Source organism: Bradyrhizobium rifense, from assembly GCF_008123425.1.
Taxonomy (GTDB): Bacteria; Pseudomonadota; Alphaproteobacteria; order Rhizobiales; family Xanthobacteraceae; genus Bradyrhizobium; species Bradyrhizobium rifense.
In genome coordinates, this window is the sequence record NZ_VSSS01000013.1 from 182,623 (window position 1) to 200,392 (window position 17,770).

General features: G+C 64.2%; 14 protein-coding genes and 1 pseudogene. 11 read left to right on the plus strand and 4 right to left on the minus strand.

Features of this window, described 5'->3' with window-relative positions; genetic code table 11:
* Positions 1-108: 108 nt before the first annotated feature.
* From FXB40_RS06775 to FXB40_RS06795, 4 genes are all read left to right on the plus strand, one after another.
* Entirely contained in the window at positions 109-1,227 is a 1,119-nt protein-coding gene (locus FXB40_RS06775) for a helix-turn-helix transcriptional regulator (protein ID WP_148771426.1), read from the plus strand.
* Between the two features lie 110 nt (positions 1,228-1,337).
* The gene (locus FXB40_RS06780) at positions 1,338-2,459 is read left to right on the plus strand and encodes a helix-turn-helix transcriptional regulator (RefSeq protein WP_148771427.1); all 1,122 of its coding nucleotides are present in this window, start codon (positions 1,338-1,340) and stop codon (positions 2,457-2,459) included.
* A 219-nt stretch (positions 2,460-2,678) separates the two neighbouring features.
* The gene (locus FXB40_RS48675; protein ID WP_246207422.1) at positions 2,679-2,936 is read left to right on the plus strand and encodes a hypothetical protein; all 258 of its coding nucleotides are present in this window, start codon (positions 2,679-2,681) and stop codon (positions 2,934-2,936) included.
* Between the two features lie 186 nt (positions 2,937-3,122).
* A complete protein-coding gene (locus FXB40_RS06795) occupies positions 3,123-3,851 on the plus strand; it encodes a sulfite exporter TauE/SafE family protein (RefSeq protein WP_148771429.1) in 729 nt (242 codons plus the stop codon).
* On the opposite strand, the gene FXB40_RS06800 is transcribed toward FXB40_RS06795, so the two are convergent.
* Positions 3,848-7,051, minus strand: a complete 3,204-nt coding sequence (locus FXB40_RS06800; RefSeq protein ID WP_148771430.1) for an efflux RND transporter permease subunit — start codon at positions 7,049-7,051, stop codon at positions 3,848-3,850. The two genes, FXB40_RS06795 and FXB40_RS06800, sit on opposite strands and share 4 nt — an antisense overlap.
* Before the next feature lie 135 nt (positions 7,052-7,186).
* A complete protein-coding gene (locus FXB40_RS06805) occupies positions 7,187-8,428 on the minus strand; it encodes an efflux RND transporter periplasmic adaptor subunit (protein WP_148771431.1) in 1,242 nt (413 codons plus the stop codon).
* Positions 8,429-8,629: 201 nt separating this feature from the next.
* Here FXB40_RS06805 and FXB40_RS06810 point away from each other — a divergent pair, with 201 nt between their 5' ends.
* Entirely contained in the window at positions 8,630-9,235 is a 606-nt protein-coding gene (locus FXB40_RS06810; protein ID WP_148771432.1) for a TetR/AcrR family transcriptional regulator, read from the plus strand.
* 20 nt (positions 9,236-9,255) lie between these two features.
* Here the strand turns inward: FXB40_RS06810 and FXB40_RS06815 are convergent.
* A pseudogene (locus FXB40_RS06815) lies at positions 9,256-10,742 on the minus strand (amidase).
* Between the two features lie 249 nt (positions 10,743-10,991).
* Here FXB40_RS06815 and rnz point away from each other — a divergent pair.
* Complete coding sequence (rnz, locus tag FXB40_RS06820; protein WP_148771433.1) at positions 10,992-11,897, plus strand: ribonuclease Z; 906 nt, start codon at positions 10,992-10,994, stop codon at positions 11,895-11,897.
* Between the two features lie 119 nt (positions 11,898-12,016).
* Positions 12,017-12,220 carry a hypothetical protein gene (locus tag FXB40_RS06825; protein ID WP_148771434.1) on the plus strand — a complete coding sequence of 68 codons (204 nt, stop codon included), beginning with the start codon at positions 12,017-12,019 and terminating at the stop codon, positions 12,218-12,220.
* Positions 12,221-12,256: 36 nt separating this feature from the next.
* Here FXB40_RS06825 and FXB40_RS06830 read toward each other — a convergent pair whose 3' ends face one another.
* The gene (locus tag FXB40_RS06830; RefSeq protein ID WP_246207423.1) at positions 12,257-13,108 is read right to left on the minus strand and encodes an IclR family transcriptional regulator; all 852 of its coding nucleotides are present in this window, start codon (positions 13,106-13,108) and stop codon (positions 12,257-12,259) included.
* Positions 13,109-13,229: 121 nt separating this feature from the next.
* On the opposite strand from FXB40_RS06830, the gene FXB40_RS06835 reads away from it, so the two are divergent.
* The 4 genes from FXB40_RS06835 to pdxA are packed head-to-tail and all read left to right on the plus strand — an operon-like array spanning position 13,230 to position 17,760.
* Positions 13,230-14,150, plus strand: coding sequence for a dihydrodipicolinate synthase family protein (locus FXB40_RS06835; RefSeq protein ID WP_187436715.1), 921 nt, complete (start codon positions 13,230-13,232; stop codon positions 14,148-14,150).
* Positions 14,151-14,177: 27 nt separating this feature from the next.
* Complete coding sequence (locus tag FXB40_RS06840) at positions 14,178-15,623, plus strand: FAD-binding oxidoreductase (RefSeq protein ID WP_148771435.1); 1,446 nt, start codon at positions 14,178-14,180, stop codon at positions 15,621-15,623.
* On the plus strand, positions 15,620-16,726 hold the full coding sequence (locus tag FXB40_RS06845) for a four-carbon acid sugar kinase family protein (protein WP_148771436.1): 1,107 nt from the start codon (positions 15,620-15,622) through the stop codon (positions 16,724-16,726). The genes FXB40_RS06840 and FXB40_RS06845 overlap by 4 nt, the downstream gene beginning before the upstream one ends.
* On the plus strand, positions 16,723-17,760 hold the full coding sequence (gene pdxA, locus FXB40_RS06850) for a 4-hydroxythreonine-4-phosphate dehydrogenase PdxA (RefSeq protein ID WP_148771437.1): 1,038 nt from the start codon (positions 16,723-16,725) through the stop codon (positions 17,758-17,760). Before FXB40_RS06845 ends, pdxA begins: the two co-directional genes overlap by 4 nt.
* Positions 17,761-17,770 lie beyond the last annotated feature (10 nt).

Below are 17,770 nucleotides of genomic sequence, written 5' to 3' on the forward strand. Positions count from 1 at the left end.
TTGCCGGCCGGGCCCATCCGCCCGGCCGGCGCCTCATCCGATCGGAGGATGCCGGTGGCTCTGGATGTGATATGCTCCGGACATTGATCACAGAAGCTATTTAGACCCATGCACAGACCGCGGAAGCTGCCCGATCTGGTCGAGTCCATTTACGATGCCGGTCTCGATCCATCGCTGTGGAACGAAGTCGTCGTGGGCATCCGCGATTTCGTCGGTGGGCAGGCCTGCGGGCTGTTTTCCAAGGATTCGATCAGCAAGTTCGGCGTCACGCATTATTATTGCGGGGCCGATCCGCACTACATCCAGCTCTATTCGGAAACCCATTCCAAGTTCGATCCGCTGACGATCCTGCCGCCACACGGCCAGATCGTCAGCATCCCCGATCTCGTCAATTTCGACGAATATCGCCGCGGGCGCTTCTATCAGGAATGGATGCGGCCGCAGGGCTCGCACGATGCCGCCAATGTCGTGCTCGAGAAGTCGAACGCGAACTGCCCGGTGATGATGACGGTGCTGTCGGGCCGGCGCATGGTCGACGCCGGGATGAAGCACCGGATGTCGCTGATCGTGCCGCACGCCAGCCGCGCGCTGCTCGTCAACCGCGCCATCAGCTCGCAGCTGACACTGGCAACGGCGCTCGCGGATGTCCTGGACAATCTGTCATCCGGTATCTTCCTGCTCGATTCCAGCTGCCACGTAGTCCACGCCAATGCGAGCGGCTATGCGCTGCTCGAGGCTGACGACGTGGTCCGCATCGTTGCCGGCCAGCTCGTGACCAGCGGCACCGAGGCCAATCAGACGTTGCGCGAGGCTTTTGCGGCCCGCGGCGATGCTGCCTCGCTTCTCGCAGGCGGGCACGCGATTCCGCTGCTTTCGCACAAGGGCGAACGCTACGTTGCGCATATCCTGCCGCTGTCGTCGGTGCTGCGGAACGGCAGCGAGCGGTCGTCCGATGCCGTCGGCGCGCTGCTGCTGCGCAAGGTCACGCTCGGCGGGCAGTCCTACGGCGAGCTGATTGCGCGGACCTTCGATCTGACGCCGGCGGAACTGCGCGTGTTCCTGTCGATCGTCGAGGTCGGCGGCGTTCCGGAGACCTCCATCGCGCTCGGCATCGCGGAGACGACGGTGAAGACGCATCTGCATCGCGTGTTCGCCAAGACGGGCACCGCGCGCCAGGCGGATCTGGTCAAGCTCGCGGCCGGATTCTCCAATCCACTTGTCAACTAGCTGGTCAATTGGCGCGAAACCGTTGAACCTATCGGTGTCTCGGCCGACTCCATGGAAAAGCCAGAGGGCATCAACATCTTAAATCCTCGCGCTGGACTATTGACCTTTCAATGCAGCTGACCGCAAAACACTCCGAGCTGATCGAGAGCATCTACGACGCCGGAATCAATCCGGAGTTGTGGTCCGACGTTGTCGTCATGCTCAACGGATTCTTCGGCAGCCGGGCCTGCGGCCTGATTTCAAAGGACAAGATCAGCAAGTCCGGATCGACGCATTATTACTGCGGGGTCGATCCGCGCTTCATCCAGCTCTATGCCGACGAATATTCGCAGCATGACCCGCTCGCCAGGCTGCCGCGCTACGGCGAGGTCCGCAACATTCCGGATCTCGTGAATTTCGACGAATATCGCCGAGGGCGCTTCTATCAGGAATGGCTGCGTCCCCAGGGATGTGCCGACGTCGCGAATGTGGTGCTGGAACAGGCGAGCTCGCCGTGCCCGATGCTGATGACGGTCATCCCGGGCAGGGAGATGCTGGACGCGAAGATGCGTGCGCGCATGCAACTCGTCGTTCCCCATGCAAGCCGCGCCCTGATGATCAACCGGACAATCGAGCGGAAGCAACAGAAGGCAATCGCGCTTGCCGATGTCGTGGATCGATTGAGTGCCGGCGTGATCCTGCTCGATGCCGCCTGCAACATCGTCCACAGCAATCCGGCGGCCGAGGCGATCCTGGACGGGGACGACGCCTTGCGGTCCGTCAACGGCCGCCTGCTGGCGAGATCGCCCGACGCGAACGCAGCGCTGCGCAACGCCTTTCGTGACGAAGCGGAAGTGGTCGCTGCCGCGTCCGCGGACCGCAACATTTTGCTGACGTCAAGCGACGGATCGCATCACATCGCCCGTGTGATCGCGCTGCCCTCGCTGCTGCGGGAGGGGAGCGCAGGGCGCGCCTGTGGCGCCATTGGCGCCCTGTTCGTCTGGAAAGCGAAGCTCGACGCGCGCTCTTGCGCCGGGCTGATCGACCGCACGTTCGAGCTCACGCCTGCGGAACTCAAGGTTCTCCAGTCGATCGTCGACGTCGGCGGCGTGCCGGAGACGGCCGACGCGCTCGGTATCGCAGAGACGACTGTGAAGACGCATCTGCATCGCGTGTTCGCCAAGACCGGTACGAGCCGCCAGGCCGACCTCGTCAAGCTCGCGGCAGGTTTCTCCAACCCGCTGGTTCACTGACGCATCGTCAGCGCTGAACAAAGCATCAGCGCCGCGCCTACAATTTCATCATCAGAATGTTATCGCGCGTCATTCGTTTGGGTGACGCGATTTGCTGCGTTCTCTCCTACGAGAGATCACACGACTTGTTGTCGTCGCGTTCGATTCTTGTGTGAAGCAACTCACAGCGGCTGGAAGTGAATTCCATCAATTTCGCTTTCAGGTTGAGAGGAGATCGTCATGCGAACAACGGCACGGAGCCTGGTTTGGAAGTTCCACGACGTTTTCGATCGCATGATCGCAACGCTGCATCAGCAGCGTGCAATCGAGGCGCGGCGCGTATTGCAGCGCTACCGCCACCTGCTGGAAACGCAGCACGAAACGTCGCCTTTGAATGAAGTCAATTTTGTCTGCAGTGAAGAGGAATTTTCAGAAAATGCCTATCAATCTGATGCGCGCGAGCGCGGAGCCAGCCACCCCAGTCTCGCGCGCGCGTAACGGCAACGTTGTCGCGATTGCGCTCACCGCCGCGCTCGTCACCCTTCAGCTGGCCGGCCTCATCATGCTGGAACGATCGCACGCGCATGCCATGCAGGTGTCGTTTCCGCGCGAGCCTGCAAGTTGTGCAGAAGGCGCCGCCGCACCGGTCACGCAGATTCCCTATGATTGATTGGAGGGCAGACTGTGCCTGACATCACGACACTGCTGCTCCTCAGCGCCGCCGTATTCGCCGGAGCCTTCGTCTCGGGGCTCTCGGGCTTCGCATTTTCCGCCGTCGCGGGCGCGATCCTGCTGCGGGTGTTTCAGCCGCTGGAGGCCGTACCGTTGATGATGGCGTGCAGTATCGGCGTGCAGGCGACCAATCTGTGGGCGCTTCGGCGCAGCATCCGCTGGGAGGGAAGTCTGTTCCTGATCATCGGCGGGTTGATCGGCGTTCCCATTGCGGTCTCGCTGTTGCAGTCGACCGACACGCATCTGCTTCGGCGCGGCTTTGGTGTCGTCGTGGCCCTCTATGCCGCCTATATGCTGCTGCGGCCGACGCTGGTGACGGCGAGTGAGGCCGTCGGCCGTCACTGGGTTGCGCTGATCGGATTCGGAGGAGGGCTGGTCGGCGGGCTCACCGCCATGCCCGGCGCGATCCCGACGATCTGGTGCGACATGCGTGGCATGCCCAAGAGCGAGCAGCGCGGCCTGGTGCAGCCGTTCATCGCCGCGATGCAGCTGTTTGCGATCACCCTGCTGGTCGGACACCAGGACCTGTCGTCAAAGGTGTTCGTCGACCTCGCAGTCAGCCTGCCGGCGCTGTTCGCGGGATCCGCGCTCGGTGTGATCGCCTTTCACCGGGTCAACGAGACGGTCTTTCGCAAGACCGTGCTCGTTCTGTTGCTGATCTCAGGGATTTCCCTGATTTAGTGCCCGGGGACTTCGTGGTTAAGGCCCTGAACCGGTGCCACGCTGCTGCCGCTGCCGTGATGCACCAGCGGCTTCATGCCGGTGACGGTCCGCAGCAGCACATAGAACACCGGCGTCAGGAACAGGCCGAACACGGTGACGCCGATCATGCCCGAGAACACCGCGACGCCCATGGCACGCCGCATCTCAGAGCCGGCGCCGGTCGAGAGCACCAGCGGCAGCACGCCCATGATGAAGGCCATCGACGTCATCAGGATCGGACGCAACCGCAGCCGGCTCGCTTCGATCGCAGCCCTTATCGGCGTGCGCCCTGCGAATTCGAGCTCGCGCGCGAATTCGACGATCAGGATCGCGTTCTTGGCGGAGAGGCCGACGAGGACGATCAAGCCGATCTGGGTGAAGACGTTGTTGTCGCCCTTGGAGAGCCAGACGCCGAACATCGCGGCCAGCAGACCCATCGGCACGATCATGATGATCGAGAGCGGCAGGGTGAGGCTCTCGTAGAGCGCCGCCAGCACCAGGAACACCAGCAGGATCGCCAGCGGGAACACCCAGAGGCCGGAATTGCCGGCGATGAACTCCTGATAGGTCAGGTCGGTCCATTCGAAGGCAAAGCCGGGCGGCAGCGTCTCCGCCGCGATCCGCGTCGCCACCTCCTGCGCCTGGCCCGACGAGAAGCCGGGCGCTGCGGCCGCATTGATGTCGGACGACAGAAAGCCGTTGTAGCGGATCGCGCGCTCAGGCCCCGCGCTCTGGCGGATCGTGAGCAGCGCCGACAGCGGCACCATGTCGCCCGAGGACGAACGCACCTTCAACTGCCTGATGTCGTCGGCCCGCGCGCGGAACGGCGCATCGGCCTGCACATAGACCGAGTAGGTGCGGCCAAACTTGTTGAAGTCGTTGACGTAGTAGGAGCCGAGATAAATCTGGAGCGTGTTGAACACCTCCGTCACGGGCACGCCAAGCTGCAGCGCCTTGGTGCGGTCGATGTCGGCGAACAGCTGCGGCACGTTGACCTGGAAGCTCGAGAACACGCCCGCGATCTCCGGCGCTTTCTGCATCGCCGCCATGAACGCCTTGGTCGCGTCGTTCAGCGCCTCATAGCCGAGCCCGGCGCGGTCCTCGATCTGGAGCTTGAAGCCGCCAATCGTGCCGAGGCCGTTGACCGGCGGTGGCGGGAACATGGCGATGAAGGCTTCCTGGATGCCTGAGTATTTCTTGTTGAGATCGGCCGCGATGGCATTTCCGCTCAAGGCCGGGCTCTTGCGCTCGTCGAACGGTTTCAGCGTCGAGAACACGATGCCGGCGTTGGATGAATTGGTGAAGCCGGCGATCGACAGGCCTGGGAAGGCGACCGAACTCTCGACACCAGGCTGCGTCAGCGCGATGTCGCTCATCTTGCGGATGACCTCTTCGGTGCGATCGAGCGCTGCACCGTCAGGCAGCCGCGAGAAACCGACCAGATATTGCTTGTCCTGGCCCGGCACGAAGCCGCTCGGCACCTGCTGGAACAGGAAGGCGGTGACGCCGACCAGGACCACGTAGAGGCCCATCACGGCGGCCTTGCCGGAGATCACCTTGGTGACGGTGCCGCTGTAATTCTCCGAGGAGCGCGTAAAGGCCTTGTTGAAGCCGCGGAAGAACCAGCCGAGGCTCTTTTCCATGATGAGCGTCAGCCGGTCCTTCGGCTCGTTGTGACCCTTGAGCAGCAGCGCCGACAGCGCCGGCGACAAGGTCAGCGAGTTGACGGCCGAGATCACCGTCGAGATCGCGATCGTCAGCGCGAACTGCTTGTAGAACTGTCCGGTGAGGCCGGAGATGAAGGCGAGCGGCACGAACACGGCGATCAGCACCATTGCGATGGCGATGATCGGGCCGGAGACCTCGCGCATGGCCTGATAGGTGGCGTCGCGCGGCGAGAGCCCGCCCTCGATGTTGCGCTCGACATTCTCGACCACGACGATGGCGTCGTCGACGACGATGCCGATCGCGAGCACCAGCCCGAACAGGCTGAGCGCGTTGATGGAGAAGCCGAACAGGTGCATCACCGCGAAGGTGCCGACGATCGACACCGGCACCGCGAGCAACGGAATGATCGAGGCGCGCCAGGTCTGCAGGAACAGGATCACGACCAGCACCACCAGCGCGATCGCCTCCAGCAGCGTGTGGATCACGGCCTCGATCGAAGAGCGCACGAATTGGGTGGGATCGTAGACGATCTGGTAGGACACGCCCTCCGGCATGTTCTTCTTGATCTCGGCCATGGTGGCGCGGACGTGGTCGGAGATTTCCAGCGCGTTGGAGCCCGGCGCCTGGAAGATCGGGATTGCGACCGCCTGCTTGTTGTCGAGCAGCGAACGCAGGCCGTATTCGGACGCGCCAAGCTCGATTCGCGCGACGTCGCGCAAGCGTACGACTTCGCCGCGCGAGCCGGTCTTGACCACGATGTCGCCGAACTGCTCCTCGTTCGCAAGGCGGCCTTCCGCATTGACGGACATTTGCAGGTCGATACCCCTAACGTTGGGGGAGGAGCCGACCACGCCGGCTGCGGCCTCGACGTTCTGCGCCTGGATTGACTTGACGATGTCGTTCGCGGTCAACCCGTGCTCGGCCGCCTTCTGTGGATCGACCCAGACCCGCATCGAATAGTCGCCGGCGCCATAGAGCTGGACGTCACCGACACCGTCGATCCGCGCCAGGCGGTCCTTGACGTTGAGCACCGCGTAGTTGCGCAAATACGTCATGTCGTAGCGGTTGTTGGGCGACAAGAGATGCACGACCATGGTGAGGTCGGGCGAGGACTTCTTGGTGATGATGCCGAGCTGGCGCACGACCGCCGGCAGGCGCGGTTCGGCCTGCTGCACGCGGTTCTGCACGAGCTGTGTCGCCTTGTCGGGATCGGTGCCGAGCCGGAACGTCACCGTCAGCGTCATCGCGCCGTCGGTGGTGGCCTGGCTCGACATGTACAGCATGCCCTCGACGCCGTTGATCTGCTCCTCGATTGGCGTCGCCACCGTTTCCGCGATCACCTTGGGATTGGCGCCGGGATAGGTCGCGCGCACCAGCACCGAGGGCGGCACCACGTCCGGATATTCCGAGATCGGCATCGCGAACAGCGAGATCAGGCCTGCGAGGAAAATCAGGACCGAAAGAACGCCGGCAAAAATCGGACGATCAATGAAGAACTTTGAAAGATTCATGGCTTTGCCCCTGCGCGAGAGACAGCTCTCCCGGACCCCCGGGACGCAGGCTAACGCCCACGTTCCGGAATCGAGATGCGATGTCTTGGTCGTTATGTCGTCGTCATTCCGGGCGCTCGGCCCGGAACGAGGTAACTAGCGTTGCACCACGTCCTGGTTGCTGTGGTTGGAGGCCTGCTGCCCGCGTGCACCCATCGCTGCCACCTCGGTCTTGAGGAGAGCGCCGGGACGTACGCGCTGCAGGCCGTTGACGACGATGCGATCGCCGGTTTTCAGGCCCGCAGTCACGATCCGCAGTCCGTCGACCGAGCCGCCAAGCGTGATCGGCCGGTAGACCGCACGACTGTCATCGCCGACCGCCATCACGAACTTCTTGTCCTGGTCGGTGCCGATCGCGCGCTCGTCGATCATCACAAGCGACTGCTGCTTCGGCTGGCCCATGCGCACGCGGGCGAACTGGCCGGGGATGAGACGCCCGTCCTCGTTCCGGAAAACCGCGCGGACACGGATGGTGCCGCTCTGTCCGTTGACCTGGTTGTCGATGAGCTGGATGTGGCCCTTGGCCGACAGACCGCCGGAGGTCGCCATCTCCACCGGGATCTGGTCGAGATTGCCGCGCTTGCCGGTGCTATCTGCGATCGAATTCAACGCGCGCAGCACGACCTCTTCGTCCGCATCGAAGGACGCATAGATCGGATTGACCGAGACCAGCGACGTCAGGATCGGGGAGGCGGTGCCGGCAGCAACGAGATTGCCGACGGTGATCTCGAATTTGCCGACGCGGCCATTCACCGGCGCGCGCACCTCGGTGTAGTCGAGATTGAGCTTTGCGGTCTGCAGCGTCGCCTCGGCCGCCTTCACATTGGCGATGGCTTCGCGATTGGCGTTGTCGCGCTGGTCGTAGTCACGCCGCGTGACCACGGCATTGCCGACCAGCTGCGCGCCGCGCTCGAGTTCGCTCTGGGTAAACACAACACGCGCCTTCGCGGCCTCTAGCTGCGCATTGGCCTTGTCGACCTCGGCCTCGTAAGGCGCCGGATCGATCTTGAACAGGACATCGCCGGCCTTCACCAGCGCGCCCTCAGTAAAATTGGTCGACAGGATCGCGCCGGAAACCCGCGGTCGTAGCTCGACCCGGTTGATGGCCTCGAGCCGGCCGGAGAAATCGTCCCACAGCACGGTCTGCTTTGGCTCGATCATCGCGACCGTCACGGAGACGGCCTGCTCAGCCGCGGCCGCCGTAGCGGTCGCTTGCGCGGCACGGAAATAGTGGCCGGTCGCGATGGAGCCGGCCACGGTAAGGGCGCCCACGATCGCAACGCCGCCGAGAAGACGGCGGATACGGCCAGGGCGAGAGGTATTTTGGGAGGGGGGCATTTGCGCGCTCCAGAAATGTAGTGTTCACTACAGATGTGGAGCTGGATATCGCAGCGCAAGATACTTATGTACCGTTCACTAAGAAAATTGTAGCCGCTTGCCGCAAGAATTGGAAGGCGGAAGAGAAAATAAAGCGAGAACAAATAGATAGGATTTGGCGTTAAGCCTCCGGCAGAACGTTAATTCCGAGGAGACAGGCACATGGGCATGGGACGCCCCCGCGAATTCGACGCTGAAGTGGCGTTGGATCAGGCGATGGAAGTGTTTTGGCGCCATGGCTATGAGGGCGCGACGATTGCCCAGCTCACAGAGGCCATGGGCATCAACCCGCCGAGCCTTTATGCCTGCTTCGGCAACAAGGAAGGCCTGCTCAAGGCCGCGCTCGACCGCTACACCAAATTGCGCGGCGCCTGGATGGACGAGGTGGTCGCGGCACCGACCGCCCGCGATGTCGCCGAGCGGATGCTGATCGGCATCGCCGAAAAGCAGACCGATCCCGCCAATCCACCCGGCTGCCTGCTCGTGCAAGGTGGCATCGCCACCGGCACTGGCTCCGAGAACGTCCCCTTCGAGCTCGCCGCCCGCCGCGCCCAAAACGAAGACCAGCTCCGCGACCGTTTTGTTCGCGCCAAAGCTGAAGGCGATCTCAAGCCGACGTCGGATCCCGCCGCACTCGCGCGATATGTCTCGGCCGTCTCGGTCGGCATGGGCGTAATGGCATCCTCAGGCTCCGACTGCGAAGCGTTGCGGCAGGTGGCGACCGTAGCGGTGCAGGCGGTCGAGGCGCAGTCGGCCGACAGAGCGTAGTAGCTCCGTTCGCTCGCGGACTATTTTGCGGAGAGGGCAGGCGGCGGCACGAAGCCGCCGAACTCACGTTCGATCAGCCCGGCCAGCGCAATCGTTGTGCGGTCCTCCAGATACGGCCCGATGATCTGGACGCCGATCGGTAGGCCCGAAGGCATGCGCTCGATCGGCACGGCGGTCGCCGGCAGTCCGCAGGTCGAAGCGGGGTCGGCCCAGATGAAACACGCGTCAGAGTAATTGTAGAGCTTCCCGTCGATGTCCAACTGCCGCGCGTCGAACGGCTCGGAATGGTCCTGCGGAAAAGCCGGCACTGCGGCGATGGGGTAGATCACCGAATCGTAGTCCCGGAACAGCTCGTACCATTGCTGTTGCAGCTGCAGGCGTGCGGCGTCGAACGCAAGCCATTCGCGATGGATCATGGCCCATCCGCGCGCTCGTTCGGCCTGCAGGCTGCGGTCGTCGGGTGACAATGTGGTCGCAAATCCTTGTGCCTCCGCGAGGGCGGCCGGTGTCAGGCGCGGACTTCGTGCTGCATTCAGCAGCTTCATGTAGATCCGCGCGGATTCAGCGAGATCAGGCAACAACGCACTTGAGCGCGCGACTCGCGCGCCCGAACGTTCGAGCCGGCCCGCCAGCCGTCCGATCGCGGACCGCACGGCTTCGCCAGTCGGCATCAACGGATGCGTATCGATCACGACGATCCTGAATTCCCTGAGATCGTCGTGCCGCGGAGCGGGCAATGCCAGGCGATAGCCAACGCCATCGCGCATCTCGTCGGGCCCGGCAATCACGTCGAGCGACAAGGCGAGGTCCACGCCGTGCGCGCCATCGGCCCGACGACAGCCAAATCACCCTGACCGGGAACGGGGCGTGCCGGCGGCAGGCTGTATCCGCGCAGTGGGACCAGGCCGAGGCTCGGCTTGTGTCCGAACACACCGCAGAAATGTGAGGGCACCCGGATCGAGCCGCCGATATCCGAGCCGATCGAGAGCGGACCGAACCCCGCAGCCAGCGCCGCTCCGCATCCGCCCGAGGAGCCGCCGGGCGAGCGTCCGAGATCCCACGGGTTGTTCGTCGTCCCGTAGATCTCGTTGTAGCTCTGGAAATCCCGCAGGCCGATCGGGATGTTGGTCTTGCCAATGATGATGGCGCCGGCCGCCTTCAACCGCGAGACGACAAGAGCGTCTTCCGCCGGTTGGAAATCCCTGAATTGCGGGAAGCCCCAGGTCGTCGGCAGGCCGGCGACGTTGAACGGCTCCTTCAAGGTCACGGGGATACCGAGCAGCGGCTTCCGCTCGCCGCGGCCAAGCGCGGCATCGGCGGCGCGTGCGGCGTCTCTTGCGCGATCGAAATCGCGAACGATGATGGCGTTGATCGGCCCGTCCAGCGCCTCGATGCGCGCGATCGTGTGTTCGAGCAATTCCGATGCGGATAGCTTGCGCGCGTAGAGGGCGCTCAGCAACGCGCCGATCGAGCCATAGGTCAAATCAGAGGCATCTCGTTGCAACATGAACTCCATAATATCCCATCGGCGTGTCGGCACCATTCCGGCTGCAAGCTGATCCGGGCACCGAACGTGCAATTTTGAAAGCGGGATGAAAAGGCGGCGCAATGGGAACCAGATCTGCCTGCGTGTGGGAGCGCAGGGCGGTCGGCCTCAGCTAAAACAACAAAATCGTTCGCTCGACGTATCGGCGTGCGCGAGCCAATAGCAGCTATAAGGGCGGATCAGCCCTGCGACCTCGCACAAGAGTCAGCCATGTTCGCCCTGACATTTCTCGGGACCTCGGCCAGCGTTCCATCCGCAGAGCGCAACCATCCGGCGCTTCTGCTGGAGGCCGCGGGCCAGCGGATGCTGATCGATTGCGGCGAAGGCACGCAGCGACAGTTGCTGCGAAGCGGCGCCGGCTTTCGGCGGCTCGATCGCATTCTGCTGACGCACGGGCATCTCGATCACGTGCTTGGCATCCCCGGTCTGTTCTCGACATTGGGGCTGCGGCAGACCTCCGATGTGATGACCATCCATGGCGGGCCGGGTACGCTCGATATCGTCATCCGCTTGCTTGCTGGGCTGTGGGGCGGAGGCCGCGCGCCGATTGCCGTGGCGTTCGCGCCACTCTCTGGAGGGCGTGTCATCGACGTCGGCGACTTTACGATCGACTGTTTTCCGGTCCGTCATCGTGACACCGACAGTTTTGGCTTCGTCTTCCAAAGTCCGGCGCGGCGCCATCTCTTGTCCGATCGTCTCTCTGCGCTCGGTGTGCCCGATGGTCCCATGCGCGGCGAGCTTGCCGCAGGTCGGCCGGTCACGATCGAAGGCGGCCGGACGATTGATCCCGAGGATGTCATGGGTCCGCCGGGTGGCGGCAAGAAGCTGGTCGTGATCGGTGACACCGAGACCACCGAGGGGCTATCGAAACATGTCGCGGGAGCCGACCTGCTGGTGATCGAGGCGACGTTCCTCGATCGGGATGCTCCGACCGCGCGGGATTACGGCCATCTCACCGCCGCGGAGGCGGCTCAGTTCGCGGCCACGAATAACGTCCGGCAGCTCATGCTGACCCATCTGTCGGGCCGCTATGAGGACGACGAGATCCTCGCCGAAGCGACGAAGATCTTTCCGAACGTCCGGATCGCTGCAGACTTCGATCGTATCACTGTTTAGGCAGTGTGTTACACGGCGATTAATCTTACCAGTCAAGGTTGACGCGACTTCATTCCCGCAGCCGCGCGCCGGCACGATATTTTCGCGAGATCAGAAATCGAATTTGTATCGAGAGTATCATGTCGCGTTCCGTTGAATTGATCGTTGAGGGCTATGTGCGGCTGAACGATCGCGATGCGCTGGAAGATATTCTGGCGCATCGCCAGGACCTGCTGCGGCAGCTGGTGGCCGTGACCGGCGTCGACCCGCAGCACTCCATCGCGCAGGTGAGCGAGGAAATCACTATTATCGAAGCCGGACTTGCGACGCTCGTCCCGGAATAGCTGTCTTCGGAGATCGCGCTTCGGCCGACGGCGCGCTCAGCTCAACAGGCCCGACTTGATCGTGATCTCCTGCACCGTGCTCGTCAGCCGCATCAGCTTCGGCAGCGCCTGGTCGCGAAAGGTCGGCATGTCCATGCGCATCGCGTCCACGGTGACGCTCAGTCCGGCGATCACAAAGCCCTGCGCGTCCAGGATCGGCATCGCCAGCGTGCGCAAGCCATAGGCGTTCTCGCCGTCGGAGACGGCATGGCCCTTCTTCTTGACCTGATCGAGCCGGGCGAGCAAAGCGTCGAGATCGGTCAGCGTTCGCTCCGACAGCTTGACGCGGGGCCGTGACTCCAGCCGTTCGATCTGCTCGTTGCGCTGAAGATGCGCCAGCATGGCATGGCCAAGCGCGGCGCTGTAGGCTGGAATGCGCGTGCCTGGCCGGCGATCCATCTTGTGGCGGTCGAGGCCGGCACCGACTCGCGCGAGATAGATCACGTCGCCGCCATCGAGGACGCCGAGCGAGGCCGCATCGCCGACCTCAGGCACGAGGTCGCGCAACAAGGGCTCGACGATGGTGCGCAACGATCCGTGCGACAGCACGGTGTAACCGAGGTCGAGGCAGGCGAGGCCGAGACGGAACCGGCGGCTCTGCGGCACCGCCTGGAGATAGCCGAGTTCGATCAGGGTCTGGATCAGCCGGAACGCCGTGCCGCGATCGAGATCGGCGCGTGCGGCAACTTCACTCAGCGTCAGCTCGAAGGCCTCGCTGGTGAAACTCTTGAGCACGGCAAAGGCCTTGCCGACGGACGCGACATAATTCTTGGGATTCTTCGGTGTAGCTTCCGGTGCGCGTTTCGCCGCCTTCTTTTCGCCCTTGGCCATGCCCGTATGCCCTGCCATGACAGCCACAGCCCTTGACGCGGCGGAAGCCTGATCTTACCAACGGATCAGATTATAACAAATGTTCGCATTCCGAACAACATCGATCTGACGATCGGAGGAAGCTTTGTCGACATCATCGCTGCACCCCCAGTCCTTGCATCCACATGGCGTGTTCTCCGCCGCGTTGACGCCGCTCGACGCCGAGCTCGCGCCCGATCACGCGCGCTTCATTGCGCATTGCCGCTATTTGCTGGACGAAGGCTGTGATGCCATTGCGATGCTTGGCACCACGGGGGAGGCGAACTCCTTCTCGGTCTCCGAGCGCACCGCGCTGCTGGAGGCCGTGATCGCCGGCGGCATCAAGCCGAACCAGCTGCTGCCGGGCACCGGCGTCGCCGCGTTCACCGATACCATTGCATTGACGCGCCATGCGCTGTCGGTCGGCGTCGATACCGTGGTGATGCTGCCGCCGTTCTACTACAAGAACGTCAGCGATGATGGCGTCTATGCCGCCTATAACGAGATCATCCAGCGCATCGGCGACAAGCGCCTCAAGATCGTGCTCTATCACATTCCGCAAATGTCGATGCAGCCGATTTCGCACGCGCTGATCGAGCGTCTGCGCAAGGCCTATCCGTCGACCATCGTCGGCATCAAGGACTCCTCGGGCGATTTCGTCAACATGACGGCGATGGTCGAGCGCTTTCCGGGCTTCTCGGTGCTGACCGGTGCCGACCCGCTGCTGCTGCCGCTGCTGCGCAAGGGCGGCGCGGGCTGCATCACTGCGACCTCGAACCTCGTCGCGCGGGATCTCGCCTATGTCTTCAAGCATTTCCGCGACAGCGATGACGATGCGAACCTCGCAGCTGCGCAGGCGCGCATCGTGAAGGCGCGTGAGCTGGTCTCGCGCTTCGCGCAAATGCCCTCGCTGAAGGCGCTGATGGCCGAGCGCACCGGTCACGCCGGCTGGCAGCGCCTGCGGCCGCCGCTGGAGACCCTGCCGGCAACTCAATTGAAAGAGCTGCTCGCGAATGCTGCGGCATTCGCGACGGCCGCTTAAGGCTGGCGCGGACGGCGAGGCGAACCGATGTCCGACGTTTTCCAGGACGCGCTGGCCGGGCTCGCCTCCATCGTCGGCGACAAGCACATCATCGCGTCCGGATCTGACCAGGAGCCCTATGTGGTGGACTGGCGCGGGCGCTATCACGGCCGCGCTGTTGCGGTGGTGAAGCCCGGTTCGACCGCCGAGGTCTCGTCTGTCGTCAGATATTGCGCCGAGAAGCGGCTGGCGATCGTGCCGCAAGGCGGCAACACCGGCATGTGCGGCGCCGCGACGCCGGACGATCGTGCCGGCAATGTCGTGATCCGGCCCGACCGCATGCGGACCGTGCGTGACGTCAGCCCGCTCGCGAACACGGTCACGGTGGAGGCCGGCTGCATCCTCGCCGAGGTGCAGAGCGCGGCCCGCGACGTCGACCGCTATTTTCCGTTGAGCCTCGGTGCCGAGGGTTCCTGCCAGATCGGCGGCAACATTTCGACCAATGCCGGAGGCACCGCCGTGTTGCGCTACGGGCCGACGCGCGATCTCGTGCTCGGCCTGGAGGTCGTGCTGCCCGATGGCCGCGTCTTCAACGGCCTGCGCGCGCTGCGCAAGGACAACACGGGCTATGCGCTGAAGCAGCTTTTCATCGGCGCGGAAGGCACGCTCGGCATTGTCATCGCGGCGGTGCTGAAGCTGTTCGCGCCGCCGCGCAGCTCTGCGCTGGCGCTGCTGAAATTGCGGGGCGTAGAGCAGGCGCTCGAGATCATGGCGCGCCTGCGCGGCGCGGTCGGCGACCGGCTCGGCAGCCTCGAGATCATGTCGCGCTCACAAATCGAGGCGATCGCCGCGACCGTGCCGCACGTCACCATTCCCTTCGCGCTGACGACACCGTGGTATCTCATCGTCGAGTTGACCGACACGCTTGCCAACGTCGATCTTAATGAGCCATTGGCCGCGGTGCTCGCGGATGCGATGGAAGCGGGGCTCGCGGAAGACGCGATCCTGGCCTCGAACCTCGCGCAGGCGAAGGCGATCTGGGCCGTCAGGCACAGTGTGTCGGAGGGCAACAAGCGCAGCGGCTATGTGGTGTCGCATGACAGCGTGGTCCCGCTGGAGCGCCAGGCGGCCTTCGTCGCCAATGTCGAGGCTCGGATCAAGGCGGCCGTGCCGCATGCGAACGTCGTGATGCATGGCCATATCGGCGACGGCAACATCCACGTCATCGTGCTGATCGATCGTGCGCGTTGCCAGGATCCGGCCGCGACCGCCGCGCTGGTGGCTGAGATCAACGAAATCGTCGATGACGAGACTGCGGCGCAGGGCGGGGCGATCAGCGCCGAGCACGGCATCGGCATCACCAATCGCGGCCGGCTCGCCCGCGTCGCCGATCCCCTCGACATTGAGCTGATGCGCGGCATCAAGCAATTGCTCGATCCGCAAGGCTTGATGAATCCCGGCAAGATCTTTGGCGCGGGAGCGGCATCACGATGACCAGCATCCGCCTGCTTGCCGACGATCTGACCGGTGCGCTCGACACCGCGGCAGAGTTCGTTGGCCTGTGCGGAGCGTTCGACGTCATCTGGAAGGATACGCCCGCGGCGTCGGGTTCCCCGAGCCTCGCCATCGACAGCGGCACAAGGGAACGTTCGAAGGCGGAGAGCGTCGCGATCGTCGCCCGGCTGGCGCCGCTGCTTCGCGACGGCACGATCGCCTACAAGAAAGTCGACAGCCTGCTCCGTGGCGCCTGGGCGGCCGAGCTCGGCGCCTGTCTGAGCACCGGCCACTGGGCGTCCTGCGTGGTCGCGCCTGCCTTCGACTATCAGGGACGCCGCACCGTCGATGCCCAGCAATACGCACGCACGGTGGACGGTGACTGGCACCGCGTCGGTGACAGTCTGCTGGATCAGTTGCGACAGGATGGCATCGAGGCGCAGCGCGGCGGCGCCGACACGCTGGCGCAAGGCGGCGTTCAGGTCTTCGATGCCGAGAGCGACCTCGATCTCGATCGCGTCGTCGAGATGGCGCGGCAGATGCCCGGGCCGGTGCTGTGGTGCGGAAGCGGCGGGCTGGCCGGCGCACTCGCGCGTGGCCACCGCGCAGGTGCACTTTCGAAATTGAAGCGCCCGGTGCTCGGGCTGTTCGGCTCGGACCAGGCCGCCACCGCATCCCAGCTGGATGCGTGCGGTGACGCCACTGTTGCCCTCGCCGAGGGGGACGGGGACGCGGTCGTTCAGCGCAAGTTGGTTGACGACGGTGTGGCGCTGGTAAAATTCTCGCTTGCCGAAGGACTGTCGCGCGCTGATGCCGCGCAACGGATCTCGCGCGAGCTGACAACATTGATTGCTGCGCTCGATCCACCTGGAACCCTGATCGTTGCTGGCGGAGAGACGCTGAAGGCCGTATGCCTTGGACTCGGCGCGCATGCGCTGCAGGTGACAGGACGCATTGTGCCGGGCCTGCCGCGCTCGACGCTGCAAGGCGGCCGCTGGGCCGGCGTCGATGTCATCTCGAAATCCGGAGCGTTCGGCACGCGCGATCTCTGGCGCGATCTGCTCCGGGACAATCATTTGCTCAATCTGGGGAGTCCCTCATGACCTCTCGTCATCTTGCCATCACCATGGGCGATCCCGCCGGGATCGGGCCGGAGATCATCGTCAAGGCCTGTGTGGGATTGAGGGAGCGGATCGCGAGTGGCGATCTGCGCCTGCTGATCATCGGCAGCGGCGCTGCGTTGGACGGTGCGAAGGCCGCGCTCGGCAGCGACGTTGCGATCCCGCAAGTGAAGGCCGACGATCGCGAATGGCCGAACCTCTGTTACCTGCAGGCTGACGTCGAGGGCGACCCGATCAAGCCTGGCGTGCTCAGCGCCGATGGCGGCCGCTTTGCCTACAAGGCGATCGAGCATGGCGTGCGCCTGACGCAGGCCGGCCGAACCGGAGCCATCGTCACGGCGCCGCTGAACAAGGAAGCCCTCAACAAGGCCGGCTATCACTTTCCCGGGCACACCGAGATGCTGGCGCATCTCACCGGCGTGCGCGGCTCGGTGATGCTGCTGGCCCACGGCAACATGCGCGTCAGCCATGTCTCGACCCATGTGGCGCTGGAGGACGTACCGAAGCGTCTGACGCCGGAACGGTTGCGGATGGTGATCGATCTCACCAATGATGCGCTGCTGCGGCTCGGCATCGCCAAGCCCAAGATCGCAATTGCCGCGCTTAATCCGCATGCCGGCGAAGGCGGTCTGTTCGGCCGGCAGGATATCGACGTCTCCGCGCCGACGATCGCGAAGGCGGTCGCCGATGGTCTCGATGTCGTCGGTCCCGTGCCCGGCGACACCATCTTCGTCAAGCTGCGCGCCGGCCAGTACGATGCGGCGGTCGCGATGTATCACGACCAGGGGCACATCCCGGTCAAGCTGCTCGGCTTCCAGGTCGATCCCGCCACCGGCCGCTGGCAGGAGCTCTCCGGCGTCAACATCACGCTGGGGCTACCGATCATCCGCACCTCCGTCGATCACGGCACCGCCTTCGACATTGCCGGCAAGGGCATCGCCAACGAGCACAGCCTGATCGAGGCCATCGACTATGCCGAGCGTCTCGCCGCCGGCGCCGCCGCATCCAAGTCCTGAGATCGAGCCC

Excerpts from the sequence above, each read along its gene's own strand:
- FXB40_RS06775 (WP_148771426.1), top strand. The coding sequence starts at position 109 with ATGCACAGACCGCGGAAGCTGCCCGATCTGGTCGAGTCCATTTACGAT.
- FXB40_RS06780 (WP_148771427.1), top strand. The coding sequence starts at position 1,338 with ATGCAGCTGACCGCAAAACACTCCGAGCTGATCGAGAGCATCTACGAC.
- FXB40_RS48675 (WP_246207422.1), top strand. The coding sequence starts at position 2,679 with ATGCGAACAACGGCACGGAGCCTGGTTTGGAAGTTCCACGACGTTTTC.
- FXB40_RS06800 (WP_148771430.1), bottom strand. The coding sequence starts at position 7,051 with ATGAATCTTTCAAAGTTCTTCATTGATCGTCCGATTTTTGCCGGCGTT.
- FXB40_RS06805 (WP_148771431.1), bottom strand. The coding sequence starts at position 8,428 with ATGCCCCCCTCCCAAAATACCTCTCGCCCTGGCCGTATCCGCCGTCTT.
- FXB40_RS06810 (WP_148771432.1), top strand. The coding sequence starts at position 8,630 with ATGGGCATGGGACGCCCCCGCGAATTCGACGCTGAAGTGGCGTTGGAT.
- rnz (WP_148771433.1), top strand. The coding sequence starts at position 10,992 with ATGTTCGCCCTGACATTTCTCGGGACCTCGGCCAGCGTTCCATCCGCA.
- FXB40_RS06825 (WP_148771434.1), top strand. The coding sequence starts at position 12,017 with ATGTCGCGTTCCGTTGAATTGATCGTTGAGGGCTATGTGCGGCTGAAC.
- FXB40_RS06830 (WP_246207423.1), bottom strand. The coding sequence starts at position 13,108 with ATGGCAGGGCATACGGGCATGGCCAAGGGCGAAAAGAAGGCGGCGAAA.
- FXB40_RS06840 (WP_148771435.1), top strand. The coding sequence starts at position 14,178 with ATGTCCGACGTTTTCCAGGACGCGCTGGCCGGGCTCGCCTCCATCGTC.
- FXB40_RS06845 (WP_148771436.1), top strand. The coding sequence starts at position 15,620 with ATGACCAGCATCCGCCTGCTTGCCGACGATCTGACCGGTGCGCTCGAC.
- pdxA (WP_148771437.1), top strand. The coding sequence starts at position 16,723 with ATGACCTCTCGTCATCTTGCCATCACCATGGGCGATCCCGCCGGGATC.